Genomic DNA, 23,684 nt, shown 5'->3' with positions numbered 1-23,684 from the left:
ATTTAATCCAATGGTTTAAGATTTTAGTTTACAATCTGATTCACAGAGATATACAATTAACAATACGAAAGTCTCCTTAGGCCCTCCTCTGGCGCAAGCGTGCCGCTTGTGTCTACAATATACTAAATAGCAAATACCCAGAACCCTGGCTAATGTTTATCTTAAAAGCACAAGCGTGACGCTTGAGCTAGAATTGTCTTAGGTGGTTAAAAATGTAAAATGGCATAATGGAAGATGGAAAACAGCAACAAAGACCCTGGTGCCTTAGGCATCTTAGGTGGTTAAAAATGTAAAAGGGCATGGTGGAAGATGGAAAACAGCAACAAAGACTCTGGTGCCTTAGGCGTCTTAGGTGGTTAAAAATGTAAAATGGCATAATGGAAGATGGACTACAAAAACCTTAATATTTTTCATTAAATTCACAGCATACCATTCCTTGAGGTTTGCATAGTTTGTTAAGTTATGAACAACAATTTTGATGATAATCACCGCCTATGATCCCTAGTTTTTCCACAGCAGAGCGAACTGTTCACTATCCATCCGACCGCAGATTATTTATCGGATTAAAAAAGCAAATATGGTACATTATTTTGATCCTGATTCTGGCTACAGTGGGAATAGCCTGGCTTCAATATTTAATATGGGGGCTTCCCACCGATCCAATGCTAAATCAAGCTTCTGTTCCAACGCGGGGTATTGGCTTCCCCTGGTGGCTAAGACTGAGCCATTGGGTTAATTTCTTTTTTTTAGTTACCATTATTCGCAGTGGCTTATCTATACTTGCAGATCATCCAAGATTATATTGGAACAATGGCTGTACACCTGGTTCAGAATGGGCACGTTTTACTCCACTCAACATTCCTGTGGGTAAAGTATGGACAGCGAAAGAAGATGCCCGTTATATCAGTCCAGTATTGGGCTTACCCGGCTACCGACATACCGTAGGCCTGGCAAGGTGTTGGCATTTTATCAATATCCCCTTCTTTCTACTCAATGGAATTATATTCATCATTTTACTATTCACTACAGATCAATGGGTTAAACTAGTCCCCTCTTCCTGGCGGGTTTTCCCTGATGCCTGGGCTGTATTTGTACATTATGCAACATTAAATATGCCGATTGAGCCCAATGGCTATTATCAATATAATGCTTTGCAGCAACTCTCCTATTTCGCTGTAGTTTTCTTACTGGCACCAATTGCCATGCTAAGCGGAATGGCCATGTCGCCAGCCATTGAGAACCGATTTCACTGGTTCCCTAAAATATTCGGCAACAGACAGGGTGCACGGTCGGTGCATTTTTTAGTCATGGTTGCCTATTTGGCGTTCTTGGTTGTTCATGTAGCCATGGTAGCCGCTACAGGCTTGGTAAGAAACATGAACCACATTATCCATGGTACTGATAGTGAACACAACCCATCGGGTTTGTACCTCGGCATTGCCTTCATCGTTTTTATGATCTTGTTTGGGTTACTTGCCCATTGGATTTCCTGGAGAAGGCCACGTTTGCTGCAACGGGCAGAAGAATTAATTAATGGCACACTGTGGAAGCTCTCTATCAACAAACTTAAACCTCAGCTCTATTACAAGAAAGAAGATATTACACCGTTTTTCTGGCCTAACGGAAAAATACCTGAATCTGACGAATGGAAAGCCCTTGCCTCGAATGGTTTTAAAAATTTCAAGCTCAAGGTGGGCGGATTAGTTGAAAACCCAGGCGAATTTTCTTTAGATGAACTTAAAGCATTGGGCCAGGATCAAAATATAACCATGCATCATTGCATCCAGGGCTGGTCGGGTATTGCCGAATGGGGAGGTTTGCCACTTAGTAAACTTATTGAAATTGTAAAACCACATCCATCAGTTCAAACTGTTGTTTTTTATTCTTTCGGAGAAGGCTTATATGGTGGAAATTATTATGACACCCACACTTTAGATAATTGCATGAAGCCAGGTGCTTTACTGGCATGGGAGATGAATTACGAACCGTTGACAGATCTCTACGGGGCTCCCCTGCGCTTGAGGGTAGAGAACCAATTGGGTTATAAAATGGTTAAATGGATCGCAAGCATCGAATTTGTAACTTCTCATACCACTGTTGGCAAAGGTTATGGTGGTAAAAATGAAGATGATGAATATTTCGGCCTCCTGGCCAGCACCTAATAATTCAGATATGATTTTAAACGATCGCATTAAGGTAATGGTGCCCGCTTATTTTTCTGTTGTAATGGCCACGGGGATTATCGGTGTAGCCTGCACATTAATAAACTGGCCCATCATGGCTAAGTTTTTTCTTATCATCAACATCGTTTTCTTCTCTGCTCTTCTAATCGCCTTGCTATATCGAATAACGCTTTACAAAGCTAATGTTCTGGCAGATTTCCACAGCTATGAACGTGGAGCGGGATTTTTAACGCTGGTTCCCGCGTGCTGCATTCTTGGCAACCAATTCATTCTAATTTTTCAACACCTTTTACTAGCTAAAATCCTAGTCCTGACAGCAGGTATCTTATGGCTGATTATGGGGTATGGTTTGTATTTCAACGTTACCGTTACCAATAATAAAAAAAGCCTCAAAGACGGCATTAATGGCAGCTGGTTGTTATTTGTAGTCGCCATTCAGGCACTATCAGTTTTGACCTCCCTATTGGCAAATGATAATAGCATACCCCTGTTTATTGCATTATGTTTCTTTTTTCTGGGGGCTGTTTTCTATTTGTACATCATGTCGTTAATCATCTATCGCATGTCGTTTTTCGTTTTACATGCTGATGAATTAGGGGCTCCATATTGGATTAACATGGGGGCAACAGCCATTACCTCACTCGCGGGATCTATGTTGATCCGTTCTTCGTCCAAATTCTTTTTAATTGCAGAGCTACTTCCTTTTTTGAAGGGATTAACACTTCTTTTTTGGGCTGCTGGTACCTGGTGGATCCCATTGTTATTACTCCTGGGGGTATGGAAACACATCATTAAGAAAATAAAAACACCTGTAACTGCTCAAGGCTACGACCCGAGCTACTGGTCGCTGGTTTTTCCGTTAGGCATGTATACCGTTAGCACCTTTAGATTAGCAGAGGCGCTTAAACTTCCTTTTTTAAGAACAATTGCTGATTACTTTATTTATATCGCTATAGTGGCCTGGTGTGCCGTTTTTATTGGTTTTCTTCGCAATTTCTACGGGCGGATTAAAAATATATAATAATTCTACCCTTTAAAATTGTTTTATCGCGGTTCTTTTATCGTGATAGAAAAGTACTTCCCAGTGCTCCTCTTCTGCTCTCGTTTCCCATTCCTTTCTCAGTGACAAGGCTTTTTTGCCATCATAATCATTTTTATAAGCTACCGGATATTTAAGGTAACCATACATGGGCAGGTTATCGCCACCATAGAAAATAACGGCATCGTCCTGTTCAAACCAAAAAACCTGATGGTTAGGAGTATGGCCTCCTACTACCTCAAACCTGATAAAATCATTTATCCAACCCTCAGCATCCTGTAAACGCACAACATTAGCATGCTGAGCGAGTGCTTTCAAAGCAGGCATATTATAAGAAGGATTTCCATCTTGTGAAAGTGCAAAGTTCAATTCCTTATCTTGGAGATAGATTTGTGCATCAGGAAAATTCATAACAAATACTTCTCCTTCAAAATAACCCAGTCCGTTGGTGTGATCTTTATGGAGATGCGAAAGCAATATTATACTGACCTGATCGGGGCTTAGGCCGTTTTCTGCCAATAGCTGAATGATCTGTGCTTCCCCTGACCTGATCAACCCCAGTCCCGCATCTACCAAAACATAAGTTTCGCCTCGTTTAATTAAAAAAGGTTGAACACATACTGTAGTAGCCTTTTGAGCTATCGCAGCAGCAATTTCTGCTTCACTTGTTAATGGGGTAAATTTCTTAGCCATATCTACTGTAAAAAAACCTTCTTTAAGGGCAGTAGCTGTCATTATATCTTTCATTTAAACGCGCTGATCCTGGTGCTAAAAGTACAATTATTTTATTGGGAGGGAAAAGCGATTAGATTAAGAAGCAAGGAATAACGATTAAAGTACCATTTTTGTCATCTAAAGCATTGCTGGTGCGATTTTACATTGCTTGCGAAGGAGCTATGCAAGCCGTTGCGTAACAGATTCCTCCGAAGTTGAAATGATAATTATTTTTACTAGTTTAGCATTACAAAATTATGATACGCTCCATTCTCACTCTACTCTTTGCACTCTTAGTATCAGCAGCCAATATATATGGTCAAGCACCTGCAAATGACGATGTAAAAAATGCTATACCACTTCCTGGTATTAATGGTTATTGCTCAAACGATGCGATTTTCAGTAATATTGGAGCAACATCAAGCGGTTATAGTAAAGCCAATTTATGGAATACTGAGGGTAACGATATCTGGTATACCTTTACCGCTATTGCAACAGATATCTCTATTACAATAACGGGAAGAACAATTGATAATATCAATACCTTAAATAATCCCTTGGCTGCCATCTATACTTACCAAAACAACACACTTACCGAACAGGTAGGTTCTATGGTTGTAAACGGAAACATAACCACTGCTTATAAAGGTGGAATAACAATTGGCCAACTGTATTACGTAAGAATTAGTGCCGAAAATAATCAGGTAGGCACCTTTAAACTCTGCGCTAATAATTACAATCCACCTAACAGGCCAGGGCAGGATTTCAATTCTGCAGCACTCCTTTGCAGTAAATCTACCTTCACCGAACAAAAGGTAAGTGGTGCAGGGCTTAACAATCGCGAATCCATTGGAAGTTGTCTTAATGTCGAATCCAATACCGCCTGGTATACCTGGATCGCCGCAAACAATGGTAATCTTGGTTTTACCATTACCCCCACTACTACAACTGACGATATTGATTGGGTATTATATGATCTAGGTGCGGCAAGCAACAAACAACTACCATCAGCCCAATATATAATCCGCTGTGCAGCGGGAAGTGGCGTTAATTGTTACCCCCGATATTTCATTACCGGAGCCAATAGTACCGCTGTAGACCTCAGTGAACAATCTGGCTGTGTAGCGGGACAAGACGGCTTTGTCAAATCAATCGACATGATTGCCGGCCATACCTATGCATTATTGATAGATAACTTTTCTAGCGGAAATAATGGATTCACACTATCTTTTAATGGAACGGGAGAATTTCTGGGGCCAACGGCAGAAATACAACAGCAGCAAATTAATGCCTGCGAAACCAATCAGCGGTTAAACTTTACAGCAAGCGCAAGCAATTACAATCAACTGATATGGAATTTTGGTGAGGGTGCGAGTTTAGCCAGTGCCAACACTCCTGGTCCGCATGAAATAACCTATGCCAGCTCAGGTAAAAAAACGGTAACCTTAGAAGCTATAAGTGACCGTGGCTGTAATGTAATTAAAAGTTTAACTTTTGATGTTAATTTAAAGCCTACTACGCCTGTTATCCAACAAAACAGATCGACACTTTGCATAGGAGATTTATTAACACTTAACATTACTGAAGTGCCGGGTGCCACCTATAGCTGGGTAGGCCCGAATAACTTTACGGCTAATGGACCCAATCTTAGCCTGGCCATGCAATCAGTCGCACAGGCCGGAGATTATACCTTAAGGATCAAAGTTGGAGATTGTGAAAGCGATGCAGCAACAGCAACTGTTGCTGCTGTTGTTAATGTTCCTATTGCTTCTTTTAACACTAACATACCACTACCCGGTAAGTTTGCTGCACCCTTAACCATCCATTTCAACAATCAATCTCAATATGCCGATCGATATGAATGGGAGTTTGGTGACGGAGGGGTTTCTACTGAGGCTAACCCTGATCACCAGTATTTAAAGCCGGGTAAATATAATGTTGTATTAAAGGCTTTTTCAGCCATTGGTTGCCTGGATACGGCCAGCCTTAATGATATTGTAATATTAGATGGAAATATGGTACAAATTCCAAACTCCTTTTCGCCAAACGGTGATGGCATTAACGATAAACTTAACATAAACCTCAGTAATATTGCCCAATATCAAATTAAGATATTTAACCGATATGGCGATCAGGTTTTCATTAGTAACGATCTTTTTAATTCTTGGGATGGATCATGGAATGGGAAAACCCTGCCTGTAGGTGCCTATTTCTACCGCATAACCGGGGTAGATTTTTCGGGAAAGGAATTGAAATACAGTGGCTCTATTACCCTTATCCGGTAATTACCACATTCTTTGCGGGCAAACCACTTTGTATACATTATTGAGTAGAATGCCCAGCACCAATTCATGGCTACCATTGCTTACCCGGTTGAGTTCAGAAGTGGTAAAATCATGTGAATAAGTGAGGTTAACTAAATGATTGATGTTAAAGCCTGCCATTAAACTTGCTGCATCGTCTTTTCGGTATCCAGCTCCAAGCCAAATCCGGTCGCGAAAGGCCAGTTTAACATTAAGATCTACCGATGTTGGAGCTGGTGCAATCCATTTCATCATAATTGATGGGGTAGCTGAAATATCTTCTGTTAAATCGAACTTGTAACCTCCGGTTAAAAATAGGTGAGGAATCTGTTTTGCCGCCGGTTGCAGGGTGCTTTCATCGTGAAAGCCAATATCGTTGGGAACTAATTGTTGTACAGCAATACCGGTAAAAAAACGCCGTCCATACAACCAAACACCTGTTGCCAGATCGGGGCGAATTAACTTCCTGCCGGCGTTACTTAATGCCGGATCGTTCGGATTTTCCAATAACAAACTATTTTCATCTATAGCTGTCCTTGATACCCCGGCCGATATCCCTAAAGATAGGTTCAAACGCTGTCCTACAGCCAAATGATATGCATAGCTTAGGTTAAATACCGCTGTTGATAAAGCCCCTGCCCGATCACTTAAAGCATAAACACCCATACCATGGTGTGCGGGCGAGGCGGTATAATATTGTGCATAACTCCTTCCTCTCGGGTCGTTTCCATCTGGTTCAAAAGAAAGCGCATTATTCCATAAATAATCCTTCCCTAATGCCCAATTGGCGCTAACAAATGAGGTTTTGGGTGCATTTTGCAATCCCTGCCATTGCTGCCTGTGTCCTATCCGTAAATCAATATAATTCTCTATCCCGCTTAATGCTGGGTTAAGCACATAATTATTCATTACATACTGGGTATATTGAGGTTTCTGCTGCGCTTTAATACTTAATGTAAACAGCAGAGCCATAAGAATACAGCAAAGAACCTTATGATTCATGGTAGCGAGATTATTAATTTATTTTTTACCTGTTTGCGGCTCTGCTACACCCATGTAGCGTTCAAAGATACTCCCCAAATCGCCATACCGGAGTTTCTTATCTGCAATCAGTTTAACGAGTTCGGGCTTGTCGCTTAAATCGCGACTCAGTATCTCTACGTAATTTCCTCGTTTAAGTTCATAGGTTGAATTGCCCTCTTCGTACATGTAAACTGTTTTCAGACCATAATAATTTCGGCTAGACCAGGTGTAGGTGTTACTAAAAGAGGGGCTGCTTCCCCTGGCCCCGGGGTTGGCCGTAGCACCAATACTCATCATTGGGCTGCCACCTCCTACAGGCTCGTATTTGCAAAAGAATTTTCGGACAGGGCTTGTGGCAATCAGTTTTCCTAAATATTTCCTCTCCACTTTGCCTTCATAGCTGAGCACCACGAGGCTATCTTTAGATCCGTTGACCACTATAGACTGTAAAAGTGCTATATCGATTTTCTGAACCTTATCTTCTTCTTTTTCTTTAAATCTTAATGTGGCAGATATTGGCGTAAAATAAAGCAGTCCTGTGTGTTTAATTCCTTGTAAATCATAGTAGGCACCCTTAAAAAAAGGCGTGGTAAAGAGCTGGGCTTGCGCAAACAGGCAGGCAAAAGAGCACACCAGCAGAAGAGAGAAGCGTTTCATTAATTTAATAGTTGTTCTATTTGAATGCTAAGTTAAAAATTTGTTTTCATACTAAGCCCATTAAAGCGCAGCAATACGCCTGTTATTTTGAAGGTTTTACCCCTCTCTGGCGCAGGCGGTCCCGCTTGTGACCTCAATATATTCAAAAATCACCTCCTGTCCGTAGAGTTAAGCGCAGCGCCTCTACGGATTACACAACATAGCGTGGCGTTTCATAACTCAATATTAATTAAACCGAGTCAAAGACTCTCCGCCCTGTCCGTAGAGTTAAGCGCAGCGTCTCTACGGATTACAACATACCGTTGAGTTTATAACTCAACATTAATTAAAACCGAGTCAAAGACTCTCCTCTATTAGCCAATCCGTAGAACTCCTGCGGAACTCGACGGACAGATTGTGAATTCTCTTAAAACCCTTCTCTTTCAGTCGATTTGCCCCTCCTGTCCGTAGAGTTAATCCCCTCTGGCGCAAGCGTTCCGCTTGTGACCTTATTATATCCAAAAACAACTCATATAAAAAGCCAGGCTAATGTTTATTTCAATAGCACAAGCGGGACGCTTGCGCTAGAATTTACGAACAGACAAACTTGCGCCAGATTGGGTTCAAATCTATAAATTGAGACCTGCACAAGGAAAAATTATTCACATTTTTTTAGAATGTCAATAAAAATAGATTTAATATCTAAATCATCTGATATATTATATTCCATTCGATTATCAAATTGGGGAAGATAATGAGTTTTTTTACTATTTCTTATACTTGGAATAAAATAAAGACTGTTACCCTGTACAATAATTGTAAAACTCTTAGCTACTTTTTCTATTTTAGTTCCTTTTTTTACCCCCAACACACTGTAATAATCGACATCCGACAACGCATCTTTCTCTTTTAAATTTTTAATGGAAGCTTTTAAACACAAGAATAATTTAGCATTAAAATCAATATTTGATTCATTTTTGTAAATGGTTTCAACAAAATTAGTTGCTGACCAAACTCCCGATTTTAATTGTGAATAAGTAACTATTTTATAATAATTATCCAACTCATATATTACACTTCTCATTCTATTTTACTTTATTAAATTCAAAATCAATATTTTTCTCCTTACCACCTCTGGCCCCCTCTGGCGCAAGCGTCCCGCTTGTGACCTAAACATATTCAAAAAATAACTTAAATTAAAACCTAGTCTAATGTTTATTTCAAAAGCACAAGCGGGACGCTTGCGCTAGAATTTACGAACAAAACCAGCTTGCAAAAGATTGAAAAAACTACAAGAATTAACTAAACGATTTTATCGGTAAAAACACCATCAAAACCGGAAGCCGGGTTTAAAGTCAGTAACATTCGAATAGCACACCATTATCGGGATAATATCTTTATCTTGTAGCACTATCGGGTGTGTATGAAAGATTCCAAAGAGATTTCCAGGTTAATTGCTGAGTTCCAGAAACGAGAATCGGCACTGGAGCTTGATAATGCCTTGCTTAAAGAAACAATCAATACACTTCGCATTGCAGAAGAGAGATGTGCAGTGTTGAATTCTATTGTAGAAAGTTCTGACGATGCCATCATCAGTAAAGATCTTAATGGCATAATAACCAGTTGGAATACATCTGCGCAAAGAATATTTGGGTATACGCCCGCAGAGATCATAGGTCAGTCGATCATGAAACTCATCCCCGGCGATCGGATAGATGAAGAAACTCATATCCTAAACCAGCTGAAAAAGGGCATTCGGGTTGATCATTTTGAAACCAGAAGAAGGCGTAAGGATGGTAGTTTGGTGGATGTATCGCTTACCATATCCCCTATTCTAAGCGAAGATGGAATAATAATAGGTCTTTCCAAAATTGCCAGAGACTTAACCGCTAACAGAAAGGCCGAGGTAGTTAGCGAGGGGCTGAGTGCCATCATCGATTCCTCTGATGATGCTATTGTTAGTAAAGACCTCAATAGTATTGTTACCAGCTGGAACGATTCTGCCGAGCGTATATTCGGTTATACAGCAGCAGAAATGATTGGAGAATCAATTCTTAAAATCATCCCTCCCGACCGCTTAAGCGAAGAGCCCCGGATACTTTCGCAACTTAAACAAGGTAACCGCGTCGATCATTTCGAAACGGTGCGCATGAAGAAAGATGGCACCTTAATCTATGTATCGCTAACCATTTCCCCTATTAAAGATCGGAATGGCGACATTGTTGGTCTCTCTAAAATTGCCAGAGATATTACTGAGAACAAACTAATGGAGAAGAAGAAAGATGAATTCATTGGATTTGTCAGTCATGAACTCAAAACGCCATTAACTTCCCTCAGGTCGTATGTACAAATAGCACTCCATCAGTCGCGTAAGCAGGAACTCGATTTTATTACTAATGCCCTATCCAGGGCAGATATTCAAACTAAAAAAATGGAGAAAATGATTTCAGATTTCCTGAATATATCCAGATTTGAAGAGGGAAAAATGCAGCTCGAATTGAACAGGTTTGATATCGTTTCACTGATAAAAAATTGCATTGAAGATGCGAGCATTGTATCTGCCAGACACCTCATTAGCTATGGGGGGATAGCCGAATGTTTTGTTAACGGAGATCAGGAAAAACTTTCACTGGTCATGACCAACCTGCTCGGCAACGCGCAAAAATATTCTCCTGAAAAGGGGAATATTACAGTGGGCTGCCAGAATAGTGGTAATAATATAATGATATCTGTTAAGGATGAGGGCATTGGAATCTCCACGGCTGATCAAAAACGATTATTTCAAAAGTTCTACAGGGTGAGTAACGAACAAACCCGTTTCATCAGCGGCTTTGGCATTGGCCTGTATCTGGTTTCCATGATTCTGGATTTGCATGGTTCAACCATCAGCGTAGAAAGCTGTCCGGGCTCAGGTGCTACCTTTTCATTCCAACTCCCCATTTCGCATTGACAAGCTGCTTTTGCCGGCCTATCTTCTAAGTCTGCTTGGAGAAAAAGCGATCAAATATTCAGCCCCGATTTGGGTATCGATAAATAGATCTGTTACCTTAATCTTTGGCTGTAATTTCAGGTTCATCAAAACATTATTCGAAAATTCCTCCATAATTTTGCGATCCACTTTGGTAAATACGGTTGGATAATAATTTCGTTCAATTTCTTCTTTAGCGGTTTCAGTAACCTGGCGGAGCTTCCACTCTTCATCTCTACGGATCCCGTTTTCATCATTTGAATTGTTCAAATGGAATAAAAATACTTTTGCCTGTAAGGCTATGTTTTCATTTTGCATAATAAAATTTTAATGGATCAGTAATCAAGTATGAGAATGGTGTCCGGCTTATGCTGAAACACCTAATTTTTTCAAGTGTGAGAGATGTGAAATAAATGCCCGCAGCATTGTCCGGTGTTCGAGATAAGAAACCCCAAACTCCTTGCAAGTTTCCTTAACAAACTCATTTATCTTGGGATAATGAATGTGACTGATTCCGGGAAAAAGATGATGTTCGACCTGGAAATTTAGTCCACCCAGATAAAAGTAAGCCAGCTTACTCCGGGTAGCAAAATTAGCTGTGGATGAGATTTGATGTACTGCCCATTCATTCTGAATTTTTCCATTGATATTTTCCGGGAAACTTGTTCCCTCCACCACGTGTGCCAGTTGAAAAACAACGCTTAACGTAAAACCGCAAACTACCGCAGCAATTAGAAAACCTAATAATGCTTTTCCAAACCCTAGCATCAAAATGGGTATCAATAAGTAAATCGTTAAATATCCCAACTTAGTTGCCCAAAAGATCAAATGTTCTTTAACACTCAGGTTGAGCTTTTTGCCAGATTTGCCCATTTTTCTCGAAAAGTATTTCTCAAAATCCTGATAGAGTACCCATGCCAGATAAGAAACACCATACAACAAAATCCAGTAATATTGCTGGAAACGATGATGCCACTTTCTATCCTGCTCGGCATGCATCCGCATAAACTTAATATCGATATCATGATCCATGCCATCTATATTGGTATAAGTATGATGGTCTATATTGTGTTTCTGTTTCCAGAAATGTATGGTTCCACCCATAATATTTAACGAATAGGCCGAAACTTCATTGATCCATTTAAATTTAGAAAAGCTGCCATGTCCGCCCTCATGCATCACATTGAAACCAATGGCAGCAAGATTAGCACCAAATGCTGCACATAGTACCACACTAATTATCCAATGCGGATCAAGAAAAACCAGCGTAGAATAGATGAGCATAGCAGAAACAACCAGGCCTATCCCTTTGATAAACAGCTTTGTTCCTCCATTTTTACTTTTTCCAGTTTCTAAAAAATAAGTATTAACCTTGGCCTTCAAAGCATGAAAGAAGGGTGTTGAGGTAGATTGAAAAGATATCTTTGACATGTGATTGTGTTTAGCACCTGAGCGTATTCAACAGGAGATTTCCAGTTGTGTGCCAAACAAATAGAATGCGCTTCGCGTAAAGCTATAATTAAAACGATAGTAATCAATTTTTATTACTCTTTTTTTGAGTTTATTCCTGGTAACAATTTCAGTGTTAAAACTTTCTTACAAGCAATGAATAGAACAAGACCATCTTCCATGCCCACATTTTACATCACTTCATTTTTTTTAATTCGGGCTACCCAATAATTCACCCAATCCCAAACGCAATATCTCCACCGCTTTTTCCATCTCATCCCTTTCTAAATGACCAAAGCCCAAACGCGTAGCTCGAAGGTTTTTACTTTGATACAGAATGGTTTGAGGCAAGAATAATCCCTTAGCGGCACAGGCGTCCTTTAATTTGATCAGGCTAAAGTGATCCATCCATTCAACCCAAACGGCTAAACCACGGGCAGGCACCAGAAACTTAATCCTTCCTTTCAGTTTTTCATTCAATAACCCAATAAAATAATCTCTACGCTCCCTGTATATCTTCTTATTTTTTTTCGAAAGCCGGTGTACCTCTCCCTCCTTAATCCATTCTGTAAGCACCTGTTCCTTAACCACATCGATACCGGGCTCCAAAATTCGCTGGTGTTTTTCCAGCTCGCTGATAAACGCAGCAGGAGCAGCAACAAAGCCATAGCCAAAACCGCTAGGCAGCGATCTGGCGAACGATCCGATGTACACCACCCTTTCATGGGTATCGAAGGCTGCCAGCGGTAAAACGGGATTATTATCGTAATGAAAATCAAACTCATAGTCGTCCTCTAAAATGACAAAACCATATCGATCTGCCAGCTCCAGCAGCGCAATCCTCCTCTTGGCACTTAAGGCAATGGTAGTGGGGTAATGAAAATTAGAGGTGAGGTACAACATCCTGATGGGATTTTTCTCGCAAACCATCTGCAGTTTCTCCGTATCTATACCATTTTCATCAACAGGAATCGAAATAATCTCGGCCCCACTATCCGATAATGTCATGTTAGATAAGTAATAACTCGGAGCGGCCACTACAACCCGATCGCCAGGCGAAATTAAAAGCTTAGTAACCAAATACAAACTAATCTCATGACTCCCCGTGGTGAGCAAATTAGATTCGGCAATGCGGATACCCCTCGTTAAATTTAAGAAATTAGAAAACTGGACTTTAAAATCCAGTCGCGATTGTGTTTGAAGTTTAGACCAGGCATTGGTGTTTTTCTGGCGTTTGAGTTTAGCAACATATAACCTGGCCAATACATCAGTATGAATCAGCCTTAAATCAGGAAGGCCATCATTAAATTGATAAGGAAGTGAACTAACCTCTAAAGGGCTTTCCAAAATGGATGACCTTTTAAACGTAAATCCTGTATCATCCTTTCTTTCCTTAGCGGTTGATTTTGGTCTGTTTTTTTGCTTCTGTCCGGAAAGTATAAATGTTCCCTTATTGGCCTTGATTTCAATAAAACCCTGCGATTCTAAATCATCAAATGCCTTAATGAGCGTGTTCCTGTTTACCAGCAAAAGCTTACACAAAATTCGTGTTCCCGGCAGTTTTGTACCTTCAGGCAGCCATCCCGTTTGGATAGCCTTAATAAATTCAAAAACAATTTGCAGGTACAAGGCTGTAGGCTCTTCTGGCTTAAGCTGAATAAAACTTTTAAAGGGAATTGAAACCGGACTATCCATTTTCTAAAAACTGGCCTACTTGAATGGTACGGCAAGATACTACTTTTGCCAAAATTTGAAAGCATGAAGAAAATTTACCTTTTTATACTTGCCCTAACCTGTAACCAGCTGTATGGGCAAACCCAAAGAGATACCGTAATCAAGATTGATGATGTTGTAATTAACGAAAATCGGTTCAATACGCCTATCTCTAAACAAAACAGAAATGTATATATAATTGATAAAGAAACGATTGCAAAACTACCTGCACGAACTATCCAGGAAGTATTGCAGTATGCCAATGGTGTAGATATCAGGCAAAGAGGCCCATTTGGAAGTCAGGCAGATATCAGCATAGATGGTGGAAGCTTTGAACAAACAGTGGTGCTTTTAAACGGTACCAAGATTATTGATTCGCAAACCGCACACAACATGCTCAATTTGCCCATTCCGGTAGAGGCCATCGAAAGAATTGAAATTATCCGCGGACCGGCAGCCAGAATTTACGGTATTAACAGCTTAACGGGGGCCATTAATATCATCACTAAAAAACCTACCCGATCAGGCTTTATGATCAGTTCTTATGCTGGTTCTAACTTTGAAAAAGATGCAGAAGATTCCGGTAAAACTTTCAACGGCAGGGGAATCCAGTTTGGAGCTGTACTCAGCAAGGAAAAACATCAGCATTCCTTATTCGCCTCGCACGATGCCAGTAACGGATACAGATATAATACGGGCTTTGAAAACAATAAACTACTTTATCAGGGCCGCTTCCAGATCAACCCTTCAAATGAAATAGAAGCATTGTTCGGTTATACCAAAAATGGCTTCGGTGCAAATGGATTTTATGCTGCCCCAGGAGATAAAAACTCTGATGAAGTCGTTCAAACCACACTGGCTTCTATCCAATCTAAAAGCCAGCTATCAGCACACTGGACTTTAATGTCGAGGCTCAGCTACAGATACAATGACGATGATTACCGTTACTTTGGACCGGCAAGGCTCGATGCGGGAAGAAGTCGCCATTACACCAATTCGCTTGCTGCAGAGGTAAATACCGCATATAAAACCGGAACGGGAGAACTGGGTTTTGGAGCTGAAGCAAGAACAGAAGACATCAACTCTTCCAATATTGGCGTACACCGTAGAAATAACCTCGGGCTTTATGCGCAGTACAGAACCTATTTACTGGAAAAACTGAATATAAATTTTGGTACTTACCTGAATTATAATTCGGATTATAAATGGCAGATTTACCCAGGTTTGGATGCCAGTTACGAATTAACCAATACCCTTAAAATTACCGGAAACATTGGCACCAGCCAAAGGCTCCCCTCCTTTACAGATTTATACCTGGACCAGCGCCCCGGAAATATCGGAAATACCAGCGTTACTCCCGAAAATGCCTTTCAATCTGAAATTGGCTTAAAGTTTAACAAAAATAGTTTCAGCATCAGTTCAAGCTATTTCTATAGAAGAATAAATAAGTTTATCGATTGGACAAGACTACTTTCCAGCCAGCCATGGCAAAGTAATAACGTGGGCGACCTCCTTACCAGGGGGATTTACGTACGTACCACTTATGCTTTAGCCCTTACCGATCAATCAAAATTTAATTTCATGCTTGGCTATTCTTACTTAGAGTCTGAGTTTAAAAACATCAACACTACTTTAGCTTCTAAGTACCTCATTTCTTCATTAAAACATCAGGTTACCAATACGGTAGACTTTAGATATAAAAACCTATCAGCACTTTTTGCTACCCGCTATAACCAGCGAATGTTAGGTCCGTCCTATTGGATAAATGATGTTAGGGTTAGCCAGTCTATTGATAAGTTCACCATCTTCCTCGATGCCCAGAATATTTTTGATACCACTTATTTTGAAGTTGGAGCCATTCCGCTTCCTTCACGATGGTTTAGTTTGGGCGTAAAGTTTGTTCAGCTATAAAAGAATAGAAAGAAGCTGTATCGTATTCATTCAATCTTGAATGTTGATGGTACAGCCTCTTTTCTTTTGCGAAAAGCTTTGATCAGGACATCAGGGCCATTAAAATATCTTAAATTAGCGGAGCGTTTTAAATGCCGCGCGCATTTCTTGAATAAACAGTTGCGGTTCTTCCCAGGCTGCAAAATGTCCACCTCTATCCACTTCATTGAAATAACTCAGATTTTTATATGCTTTGCGTGCCCAACTTTCTGGAGAGGCGTAAACATCCTTTGGAAAGGTTGTAACAGCTACCGGAATGGTGATCTGGTCAGATTTCATTAAATCTGCACTAATAATGCTGTTCTTCCGGTTCTCCCAGTAAATCTGAGCAGATGAAGAGGCTGTATTGGTTAACCAGTAAAGAGAAATATCGTCGAGCACCTGATCTTTGGTAGGTAATTGCTTAGAATCCTGTCCATAAGACCAATCGTCGAAGCCTGGATGCAAGAATATCCAGGAAGCAAGTCCAACTGGTGAGTCTGACAAGCCATAGCTTAGCCCCTGAGGTTTTGCTTCCAGCGTTGTTTTGTAGATAAATCCACCGGTTTTAATCGCATTGTTCAGTTGTAAAAAAGCGGCACTTTCTTTTTCTGAAAAACCTGCCGGCACTATATTACCTCCAAGAGCCATAGCAGCCTCATTAGGCAATGTTGCCGGTAAATTACTGTGAATGCCCAGTAATCCCTTAGGAGACTTTAGTGCCATTTCATGTGCAATTGCCGCCCCCCAGTCACCACCCTGTGCAACATAACGTTTATACCCTAATCTATCCATCAGTACAATCCAGGCTTTTGCAATACGTTCGTTGTTCCAACCTTCAACAGTGGGTTTACCAGAAAAACCAAATCCAGGTAAAGATGGTATAATCACATCAAAAGCATCTTCCGCTTTCCCTCCAAAAGCGGTTGGGTTGGTTAGTGGCTCAATAACACTGATAAATTCAAATACCGATCCCGGCCAACCGTGACTTAAAATAAGGGGCATGGCATTCTGATGTTTTGATTTAACATGAATAAAGTGGATATCTACACCATCAATCTGGGTTTTGAACTGCGGATAAGTATTTAGCCTGGCTTCCGCCTTTCTCCAGTCATAAGAAGTTCCCCAATACTTGGCAAGTTCCTGCATTTTAACCAGCTTTGCTCCCTGTGACGCATCACCAACCAGCTCTTTTCCAGGCCACTTTGTAGCTGCAACACGTTGTTGAAGTCCTTTTATTGCGGCATCTGAAAATCTGACCTTGAAGGGCCTTATACCATCATCATTTTTTAATACTGTTTTTGAATGATCTTGTGCAGTTGCAAGCGCAACCTGCATCATCAATACTCCGGCAATTACTAACCGGGTAATATTTTTTAACGTTTTCATTTTTATTATGTTTAATTGTAAATACTGTTATTTTCTGCCTTCATCCCTAAATATGGCTTTCCGCTGTATGGGTTATGAACCTGTGCTGCCGGTGTAAGGTCTATGTTCAGACTAACGAGCTCCGGTCGGCTGTAATGACCATTGGCATCCATTAAGCGTTTGCGAGCGTCTATTTGAGCAAAATCAATCTCGGCAATAACCTCTCCCTCTCCTGTTTTCAAAGCTTCGCCTATCAGCTGTCCATCCGGACCAATGATGGCTGTAAAGCAACCTCCAGAAATAGGCCCTATCGGACCACCGGTATCCTTGGCAATTTGTTCCTGCTGCTCCGGGCTAAGCCAACCTGTTGCACATACTACGAAACAGGCAGACTCGAGCGCATGCTGGCGTACGTTTAAGGCTGTCTGTTCTCCATGCAAGGGACCTAAGAATGATCCGGGGTACATGGCCGAGTGGATCTGTTCACCATCTGCGATCAGCGCATAACGAAAAAGGGGATTGTAATGCTCCCAACAAGCCAGTTGGCCAATTCTTCCTACTTTACTATTTACCGCACTCAGGCCGGAAGCATCTCCCTGGCCCCAAACCATACGTTCGTGGTAAGTGGGGGTAAGTTTACGACGGCGTTGAATCAGCGCTCCATCTGCATCAAAAAGCAGCTGAGTATTATAAACGGAGCCACCATCGCGTTCATTAACACCAATGGAGACTACCATATTAGCTTGTCTGGCGGCCTCTCCAATCGCCTCAGTCTCTGCTGAGGGAACCACAATAGCCTCATCCATTAAACGCTGATGCTCTTTTCCCATAGCATAAGGTGCCTGGATAAACGAGAAATAAGGATAATAAGGAATAATGGTTTCGGGGAAAGTAGCAAACTCCACCCCTTTTTTAGCCAGTTCGCTAATCTTGTTAATTACTTTTTCAACCGTTCCCTTACGGCTATATAGCACTGGGGCTATCTGTACCGCAGCTACCTTAACTGTTTTAGGTAATGCAGATGTTTTAATGTTTTCCATGATCAGGTTTTTAAGTATTAGATACACCCATTTTAAAATGACCGATTGGTCATTTAAGAAGCAAAAAAAAATTAAATTACTTCTTTTACAATCGGTCAATTTTAATGCGGTCAATTTTAGATACTAAAGGATATTTGTTTCTACTTTAATATTACCCTTAATCGCTTTTGAATACGGACATAGCGTATGGGCATGCGCTGCCAATGCTACAGCATCTTCATGTGAGATATGAGGAAGGCTGATATTTAATCGTACCTGTAGTGAATATCCATCCGTTTCTGAAAGTACCAAATCTACATCTGTGTTGATACTTGAAGCGGCCGAAAGTCTAAGACCTTTTACTGCCGCAGCCTTTCCCAAAGCGCCTAAAAAGCATGCAGACCATCCGGCGGCGAATAATTGTTCTGGATTAGTTCCTTCACCCCTACCACCCGGAGCGGTAAGTTTGATATCTAAACGTCCATCTGAACTTTTTGATGCGCCTTCTCGGCCACCTGTTGTAGTTGTTGTTGCTGTGTACACAGTTTTCTGTGCAACAAGGTTTGAAATTTCCATTTCTCTGATTTTTAAATTATTAAATTGATTTTTTAGAAGAGTCGCTTTTTTAGTGTCTTTCTAAAGCAAAGGTATTATACTACGGATCGGATGATAAAGATGAATTAGCCTAAGTGGACAAATTGAATGGCGAAATAGACTCAGGCAGTACTGGATTTTATTGTAGCTAAGGATCTGTTTTCTTATCTATGAGGATTTTATATGCACTCCGGTTGGTAGTATAAATTTATCGTTTACTTTATTCAAATCCTAGTAATATATGGTATAAATGAGGTTCAAAGCACTCATAAAAAACATAGTTACCTGCGGTTTTCATTAAGTGCCCAGTTTACTGCCTTCTGTACCTGTGGACCTAAAAGTAATATCACTGGTATCACTATGAGATAGCCAGTAAGCCAGCTTTTCAGCCAAATACCTACAAAGCGTTCGCTTAAGCCCAAATTAATAGCCAAAAGGCTGAAGGAAATAATTCCCGTGGTAATCATTCCCATGATTACTGCAAACAAAATTTTTGATTTCATGTCTATATAATTTTAATTAATACTGTTTCCAGTGGATGTATTAGATGTTAAATATTCAGTTTACTGTTCCTTAAATGACCAATCGGTCATTTATAAGATAAAATTTTAAGGCTTTCGCCTTTCAGTAGAATCTATTAGTTCGTAGCTATACCCTACGCATAAAAGTTGCTTTCCTTTTTTTTCCCGATCTGGATTAAATCTCGTGACGTACAATTTCATTTTTTAAGAAAGCAGCTATAGTCTTCATCGATTTTCCACCGCTGGATACCCTGGTAATCATTATTGCCCCTTCTATCATTGCATATGTAGTTGTAGCAAAATCTTTTGCATTCCAATCAGCTTGAAACTCACCGTTCTCTATGCCCTGTTTAATGGTTCCCGAAATAAAGCTTTGCTCTGTTTCTAGCATTTTTTTAACTTTTGCACGAATCACCTGATCCATATCGTCAGCTTCCATTCCTAAGTTAAGAAAGGGGCAACCGCCTTCAAATAGTGGCTTCGCAGGATTCAAGACCAGGTCGAGATAGGAGAATAATTTTTTCTTTGCATTACCTTTCACTGAAAATGCCGCACTTAGAAATTTCGTTTTATGGGCTACAAAGTGATCAACTACAGCATGAGAAATAGCCTCTTTATTCTCAAAATGGACGTAAAGGCTTCCCTTTGCCAGTTTTGTAGCCTCCAAAATATCACTCAATGAGGTACCTGCTATACCTTTAGAATTAAATATCGGTGCAGCCTTATCTATGATTAATTGCTTTGTTTTTTCTGCCTTTGTCATCGCTCTTATGTTTAATGATGTTAAACCAATTTATGTGTACAAAGATAAATGACCATACGGTCATTTTAAAATTTTATTTCTTTTGTACAGTCAAAGGTATCTATTGTTTTAAGCCGGCATGATTAATATATGACTGAAACGGACAATTAATATCCTAAGCAGACCTTTCCGATGCTGAGTATTTCAGCACCTTTACTGTAAACCTGGAAAAAAGACCCTGAAATAAATTCAGGGGGGACGAATCGCGGGAGGAGATTTATTAAGAAACCCCTATTAATATCCCGTCTTGCTGACCTGTAACGCAGTGGAACGCTACGCAGTAAATTTATTTCAGCACCTTTACTGTAAAACTATAAAAAGACCCTGAGCGCAACAAAGTAAAACAAGTTTAAGTTCCGAGCATTAAAACCCACATTCCTTAAACTACAAAATTCAAAAACTACCAATGCAAATTACCTTCGGTATCTAAAATCTTAACCTCTTCCGAGCGCATATTCTTGCCATTAATTTCTACCTTTTCCAGCTTTAGGCCTTTTAAATTAGAAATATGATAAGGATGTTTCACATTATTAATTTGCAGGTTGCTGAGCTGAAGATTTTGTACCGGCTGTGCTTTATACCCTTCTACTACAATACCTGTTTTACCGCCGTAAGCTACTTGCATATTATCTACTCTGATGTTGCGAATTAAAGGCATAAAATTCCCCTTATCTTCATAGAACATGGTAATTAATATCGCTTCCTGTTTTACCCTACCCACTTTAATATTACGCAGGTAAATATTTTCGGTTATTCCGCCCCGGGCTGTACTGGTTTTAATTCTTAGCGCCCGGTCTAATTCCGGACTATTCATCTGGCAGTCTTCTGCGAAAACATTTTTAACCCCACCAGATATTTCACTGCCTATTACCACCCCTCCATGACCGTTTGCCATTGTACAATGCTGGATCACCACATTTTCACATGGTACATTTATCCTTCTTCCATCTCTGTTTCTTCCAGATTTAAGGGCAATGCAATCATCACCAGTATTAAAATAACAATCTTTGATCAATACATCCTTACAAGACTCAGGATCACAGCCATCATTATTTGGACCATTACTTTCCACGGTAATTCCCTTAATAGTTACATTGTTGCAAAGAACAGGATTAATGATCCACATGGGCGAACGAACTACTTTTACACCCTGAATAAGTACACGGGTACATTTATAAGGCTGAACAAACTGTGGTCTGAGGTAATGTCCTTCACCAAACACCCTTTTCTCCAAAGGCACATCCTTTTCAGCCATATCAAACAAGGCATCCCGATTACCGGCATCCAACTGGCTCGGTGTTCCTGCTACATAGCCCTTATCTTTTTTCCCCTTCCATGGCCACCAATGATCAGTACTGGCTTGTCCATCAAGTGTTCCTTCACCAGTAATGGCTATATTATGCTCCTCATAAGCATAAATTAATGGCGAATAGTTCATCAGCTCTACACCTTCCCAGCGGGTACGTACCAGGGGTAAATAGTCTTTTGGGTTGGTAGAAAATAATATCGTAGCCCCTTTATCTACAAAAAAATTCACATTACTCTTCAGATAAACAGGCCCGGTAAGGTATCGTCCTGCAGGTACCACAACTCTCCCGCCCCCTGCGCGGTTACAGGCTTCAATGGCTTTACGTATGGCCCCAGAAGAGTTGGTTTTTCCATCACCCACTGCACCGTAATCTTTTATATTAAAGTCCTTATTGGGAAAAACCGGGGCTTCTATCGAAGCTAAAATTGCAGGCACCTTATCCCATGGATTACCATTAACAGCTTTTCCGCCCTGAGCAAAAGCACTCCATATGGTGCTGCTAAAACCTAGCAACAGTAAATATCTTTTAATTGTGGTAAGCGGATTTACCGGTTTAACCTTGTTTATCATTTTATTGAGGGAATTTATCATCACGGCTTTCTCTTAATATTTTAGGCTGTCCGAAGTAAAAATACAAAGTTCGTTCTATTGTTTCATGTAACTCGTTGGGTTTGCTCATAAGACCAAGTGTAGCGGCATTATCTTTCGCATTATAGGCAACATTACTGCCGAGAGCAGGAATAGCATCCAAAAATGAAATATCACCAATGGGCATCAGCAGTAAATATAGCATTTCCAATTGCTACGTTTAAATAGGTTGATCAGGTGAGGTACTTATTTTGTGCTTTGTATGCACCCGGAGTAAGTCCGGTGATCCGCTTAAACACCCTTGAAAAATATTGTACATTCTCAAACCCCGTCATTTGAGCAATTTCTACCTGCTGTTTGTTAGTAGTTACAATCAGATACTGAGCCCGTTCTATCCGTTTTTGCAAGATATAGGCAACAGGGCTTTGGCCAGTATGGCGCTGAAAAAGTTTAGAAAAATAATCAGTATTGAGATTGGCCTTATCTGCTAAATCGCTCACTTTAAGTACCGTCCCGATATTGATTTGTATATAACCGATTGAATCCATTATTGCTGATGGAATATTTATCTGCTTATCATGATGAAAAATTTCGGGTTTTAGGAATCTGGATATCAATTGGAGAATAATTCCCTGGCTTTCATATTGAACAGCAATACTTTGGAGGTTGTTGAGTTTGGTATATTCCTTATAATAAATATCTTTTTCGTACACCAAAGGGTCGTCAGAACGATTTATACCCCTACCCGGATTGATGGAAATAAAGCGTTTGAAACATTCAATATCCTGAACGGTGGCCTCTATCTCCTGTATTTTTCTAAAATTTAAAAATAACGAAATTCCATCTGCAGATTCCTCGAAAAACTGAATAAAATACTGGCTTAGGTAAGCCTCACAAAAAAGGTTACATAAAGTAAAGCTGGGAATCAGATAAAGATAACCCGGACGAAGTTTTAGTTTAACGCCAGGACTGGATATTACTCCTTCACCTTCATCGATGTGGTATAATCTATAATATGGACTAATAACATTTTTAAAGTTCCACTTATTACCCAACTTCACATATTCGGCATTTAAAAGCTGGAAAGAATGCTTTAAAAGCTGCTTATTCATCGAAAAATCTAGATTTTAGTTATGTAAATATCTTAAAATTAACAGATAATTTAATAAAACACATTATTTACATCAAAGCAATTAGAAGTAAATAAAACGGGAAACGATAATGAGGACGTAAGATGGATATACTTATCCCTCTTTTCTAGTTATAGCTTCTCTCCCGCGGCGGCGAGCCGGGGAAAGGTTGTGTAAGTAATAAGTTTTAAAGCTGGATGCTAAATTTTGATATTTAGATTAACTCAATGATCTGGTCGGTGGAGACACCAACCAGTAGAGAAATAAAAAGATAGTTGATTGTCCTTAGACAAGGATGCCTAGATCGTTGATTCTCTTTCATTTATCAATGTGGCACTTTTGTCGATATGTATTTCCGCCCAACAAGGCCAAAGCACCACCTCTTCGTTCTACTTA

Annotated in this window: 20 protein-coding genes; 5 read left to right on the top strand and 15 right to left on the bottom strand. The window is 40.1% G+C overall.

Annotated features, from left to right (window positions below; translation table 11 throughout):
• Window positions 1-494 precede the first annotated feature (494 nt).
• Both BMX11_RS09340 and BMX11_RS09335 read left to right on the top strand, forming a co-directional pair.
• Window positions 495-2,162, top strand: a complete 1,668-nt coding sequence (locus tag BMX11_RS09340; protein WP_090883754.1) for a molybdopterin-dependent oxidoreductase — start codon at window positions 495-497, stop codon at window positions 2,160-2,162.
• A complete protein-coding gene (locus tag BMX11_RS09335; RefSeq protein WP_245738624.1) occupies window positions 2,128-3,204 on the top strand; it encodes a tellurite resistance/C4-dicarboxylate transporter family protein in 1,077 nt (358 codons plus the stop codon). Before BMX11_RS09340 ends, BMX11_RS09335 begins: the two co-directional genes overlap by 35 nt.
• 12 nt (window positions 3,205-3,216) lie before the next feature.
• Here BMX11_RS09335 and BMX11_RS09330 read toward each other — a convergent pair whose 3' ends face one another.
• Window positions 3,217-3,957, bottom strand: coding sequence for an MBL fold metallo-hydrolase (locus tag BMX11_RS09330; protein ID WP_090883859.1), 741 nt, complete (start codon window positions 3,955-3,957; stop codon window positions 3,217-3,219).
• A gap of 236 nt (window positions 3,958-4,193) precedes the next feature.
• On the opposite strand from BMX11_RS09330, the gene BMX11_RS09325 reads away from it, so the two are divergent.
• Window positions 4,194-6,221: a T9SS type B sorting domain-containing protein gene (locus BMX11_RS09325; RefSeq protein WP_090883753.1), complete on the top strand. Its 2,028-nt coding sequence runs from the start codon at window positions 4,194-4,196 to the stop codon at window positions 6,219-6,221.
• Here BMX11_RS09325 and BMX11_RS09320 read toward each other — a convergent pair whose 3' ends face one another.
• The 3 genes from BMX11_RS09320 to BMX11_RS09310 form a co-directional block, all read right to left on the bottom strand.
• Window positions 6,222-7,241, bottom strand: a complete 1,020-nt coding sequence (locus tag BMX11_RS09320; protein ID WP_090883752.1) for a PorP/SprF family type IX secretion system membrane protein — start codon at window positions 7,239-7,241, stop codon at window positions 6,222-6,224.
• Window positions 7,242-7,259: 18 nt separating this feature from the next.
• On the bottom strand, window positions 7,260-7,919 hold the full coding sequence (locus BMX11_RS09315; protein ID WP_090883751.1) for a hypothetical protein: 660 nt from the start codon (window positions 7,917-7,919) through the stop codon (window positions 7,260-7,262).
• A 637-nt stretch (window positions 7,920-8,556) separates the two neighbouring features.
• Window positions 8,557-8,982, bottom strand: coding sequence for a hypothetical protein (locus tag BMX11_RS09310; RefSeq protein WP_090883750.1), 426 nt, complete (start codon window positions 8,980-8,982; stop codon window positions 8,557-8,559).
• 339 nt (window positions 8,983-9,321) lie between these two features.
• Between BMX11_RS09310 and BMX11_RS09305 the strand changes: the two genes are divergently transcribed.
• Window positions 9,322-10,848 (top strand): PAS domain S-box protein, encoded by a 1,527-nt coding sequence (locus tag BMX11_RS09305; RefSeq protein WP_090883749.1) that lies wholly within the window; start codon window positions 9,322-9,324, stop codon window positions 10,846-10,848.
• A gap of 18 nt (window positions 10,849-10,866) precedes the next feature.
• Here the strand turns inward: BMX11_RS09305 and BMX11_RS09300 are convergent, their stop codons facing one another.
• The 3 genes from BMX11_RS09300 to BMX11_RS09290 form a co-directional block, all read right to left on the bottom strand.
• Window positions 10,867-11,184, bottom strand: coding sequence for a hypothetical protein (locus BMX11_RS09300; RefSeq protein WP_090883748.1), 318 nt, complete (start codon window positions 11,182-11,184; stop codon window positions 10,867-10,869).
• Between the two features lie 48 nt (window positions 11,185-11,232).
• Window positions 11,233-12,297, bottom strand: a complete 1,065-nt coding sequence (locus BMX11_RS09295; RefSeq protein ID WP_090883747.1) for a fatty acid desaturase family protein — start codon at window positions 12,295-12,297, stop codon at window positions 11,233-11,235.
• Window positions 12,298-12,525: 228 nt separating this feature from the next.
• The gene (locus BMX11_RS09290) at window positions 12,526-14,010 is read right to left on the bottom strand and encodes an aminotransferase-like domain-containing protein (protein ID WP_090883746.1); all 1,485 of its coding nucleotides are present in this window, start codon (window positions 14,008-14,010) and stop codon (window positions 12,526-12,528) included.
• A 63-nt stretch (window positions 14,011-14,073) separates the two neighbouring features.
• On the opposite strand from BMX11_RS09290, the gene BMX11_RS09285 reads away from it, so the two are divergent.
• On the top strand, window positions 14,074-15,939 hold the full coding sequence (locus tag BMX11_RS09285; protein ID WP_090883745.1) for a TonB-dependent receptor plug domain-containing protein: 1,866 nt from the start codon (window positions 14,074-14,076) through the stop codon (window positions 15,937-15,939).
• A 114-nt stretch (window positions 15,940-16,053) separates the two neighbouring features.
• Here the strand turns inward: BMX11_RS09285 and BMX11_RS09280 are convergent, their stop codons facing one another.
• From BMX11_RS09280 to BMX11_RS09245, 8 genes are all read right to left on the bottom strand, one after another.
• Complete coding sequence (locus BMX11_RS09280) at window positions 16,054-17,346, bottom strand: epoxide hydrolase family protein (protein ID WP_090883744.1); 1,293 nt, start codon at window positions 17,344-17,346, stop codon at window positions 16,054-16,056.
• Between the two features lie 11 nt (window positions 17,347-17,357).
• On the bottom strand, window positions 17,358-18,365 hold the full coding sequence (locus tag BMX11_RS09275) for a nitrilase-related carbon-nitrogen hydrolase (protein WP_090883743.1): 1,008 nt from the start codon (window positions 18,363-18,365) through the stop codon (window positions 17,358-17,360).
• A 123-nt stretch (window positions 18,366-18,488) separates the two neighbouring features.
• A complete protein-coding gene (locus BMX11_RS09270) occupies window positions 18,489-18,920 on the bottom strand; it encodes an Ohr family peroxiredoxin (RefSeq protein ID WP_090883742.1) in 432 nt (143 codons plus the stop codon).
• Window positions 18,921-19,219: 299 nt separating this feature from the next.
• Window positions 19,220-19,441, bottom strand: a complete 222-nt coding sequence (locus BMX11_RS09265) for a DUF2798 domain-containing protein (RefSeq protein WP_090883741.1) — start codon at window positions 19,439-19,441, stop codon at window positions 19,220-19,222.
• A 193-nt stretch (window positions 19,442-19,634) separates the two neighbouring features.
• Window positions 19,635-20,222, bottom strand: coding sequence for a TetR/AcrR family transcriptional regulator (locus tag BMX11_RS09260; RefSeq protein ID WP_090883740.1), 588 nt, complete (start codon window positions 20,220-20,222; stop codon window positions 19,635-19,637).
• A gap of 439 nt (window positions 20,223-20,661) precedes the next feature.
• On the bottom strand, window positions 20,662-22,140 hold the full coding sequence (locus tag BMX11_RS09255) for a glycoside hydrolase family 28 protein (RefSeq protein WP_090883858.1): 1,479 nt from the start codon (window positions 22,138-22,140) through the stop codon (window positions 20,662-20,664).
• A 1-nt stretch (window position 22,141) separates the two neighbouring features.
• The gene (locus tag BMX11_RS09250; RefSeq protein ID WP_139180152.1) at window positions 22,142-22,363 is read right to left on the bottom strand and encodes a hypothetical protein; all 222 of its coding nucleotides are present in this window, start codon (window positions 22,361-22,363) and stop codon (window positions 22,142-22,144) included.
• Between the two features lie 28 nt (window positions 22,364-22,391).
• Window positions 22,392-23,270 (bottom strand): AraC family transcriptional regulator, encoded by an 879-nt coding sequence (locus BMX11_RS09245; RefSeq protein ID WP_090883738.1) that lies wholly within the window; start codon window positions 23,268-23,270, stop codon window positions 22,392-22,394.
• Window positions 23,271-23,684 lie beyond the last annotated feature (414 nt).

Source organism: Pedobacter rhizosphaerae, from assembly GCF_900111155.1.
Taxonomy (GTDB): domain Bacteria; phylum Bacteroidota; class Bacteroidia; order Sphingobacteriales; family Sphingobacteriaceae; genus Pedobacter; species Pedobacter rhizosphaerae.
Note: the sequence above shows the minus strand (reverse complement) of the source record. Positions and strands in the feature narration are given on the sequence as shown.

Coding starts and splice junctions, on each gene's coding strand:
- BMX11_RS09340 (WP_090883754.1), top strand. CDS start 495: ATGATCCCTAGTTTTTCCACAGCAGAGCGAACTGTTCACTATCCATCC.
- BMX11_RS09335 (WP_245738624.1), top strand. CDS start 2,128: ATGATGAATATTTCGGCCTCCTGGCCAGCACCTAATAATTCAGATATG.
- BMX11_RS09330 (WP_090883859.1), bottom strand. CDS start 3,957: ATGACAGCTACTGCCCTTAAAGAAGGTTTTTTTACAGTAGATATGGCT.
- BMX11_RS09325 (WP_090883753.1), top strand. CDS start 4,194: ATGATACGCTCCATTCTCACTCTACTCTTTGCACTCTTAGTATCAGCA.
- BMX11_RS09320 (WP_090883752.1), bottom strand. CDS start 7,241: ATGAATCATAAGGTTCTTTGCTGTATTCTTATGGCTCTGCTGTTTACA.
- BMX11_RS09315 (WP_090883751.1), bottom strand. CDS start 7,919: ATGAAACGCTTCTCTCTTCTGCTGGTGTGCTCTTTTGCCTGCCTGTTT.
- BMX11_RS09310 (WP_090883750.1), bottom strand. CDS start 8,982: ATGAGAAGTGTAATATATGAGTTGGATAATTATTATAAAATAGTTACT.
- BMX11_RS09305 (WP_090883749.1), top strand. CDS start 9,322: ATGAAAGATTCCAAAGAGATTTCCAGGTTAATTGCTGAGTTCCAGAAA.
- BMX11_RS09300 (WP_090883748.1), bottom strand. CDS start 11,184: ATGCAAAATGAAAACATAGCCTTACAGGCAAAAGTATTTTTATTCCAT.
- BMX11_RS09295 (WP_090883747.1), bottom strand. CDS start 12,297: ATGTCAAAGATATCTTTTCAATCTACCTCAACACCCTTCTTTCATGCT.
- BMX11_RS09290 (WP_090883746.1), bottom strand. CDS start 14,010: ATGGATAGTCCGGTTTCAATTCCCTTTAAAAGTTTTATTCAGCTTAAG.
- BMX11_RS09285 (WP_090883745.1), top strand. CDS start 14,074: ATGAAGAAAATTTACCTTTTTATACTTGCCCTAACCTGTAACCAGCTG.
- BMX11_RS09280 (WP_090883744.1), bottom strand. CDS start 17,346: ATGAAAACGTTAAAAAATATTACCCGGTTAGTAATTGCCGGAGTATTG.
- BMX11_RS09275 (WP_090883743.1), bottom strand. CDS start 18,365: ATGGAAAACATTAAAACATCTGCATTACCTAAAACAGTTAAGGTAGCT.
- BMX11_RS09270 (WP_090883742.1), bottom strand. CDS start 18,920: ATGGAAATTTCAAACCTTGTTGCACAGAAAACTGTGTACACAGCAACA.
- BMX11_RS09265 (WP_090883741.1), bottom strand. CDS start 19,441: ATGAAATCAAAAATTTTGTTTGCAGTAATCATGGGAATGATTACCACG.
- BMX11_RS09260 (WP_090883740.1), bottom strand. CDS start 20,222: ATGACAAAGGCAGAAAAAACAAAGCAATTAATCATAGATAAGGCTGCA.
- BMX11_RS09255 (WP_090883858.1), bottom strand. CDS start 22,140: ATGATAAACAAGGTTAAACCGGTAAATCCGCTTACCACAATTAAAAGA.
- BMX11_RS09250 (WP_139180152.1), bottom strand. CDS start 22,363: ATGCTATATTTACTGCTGATGCCCATTGGTGATATTTCATTTTTGGAT.
- BMX11_RS09245 (WP_090883738.1), bottom strand. CDS start 23,270: ATGAATAAGCAGCTTTTAAAGCATTCTTTCCAGCTTTTAAATGCCGAA.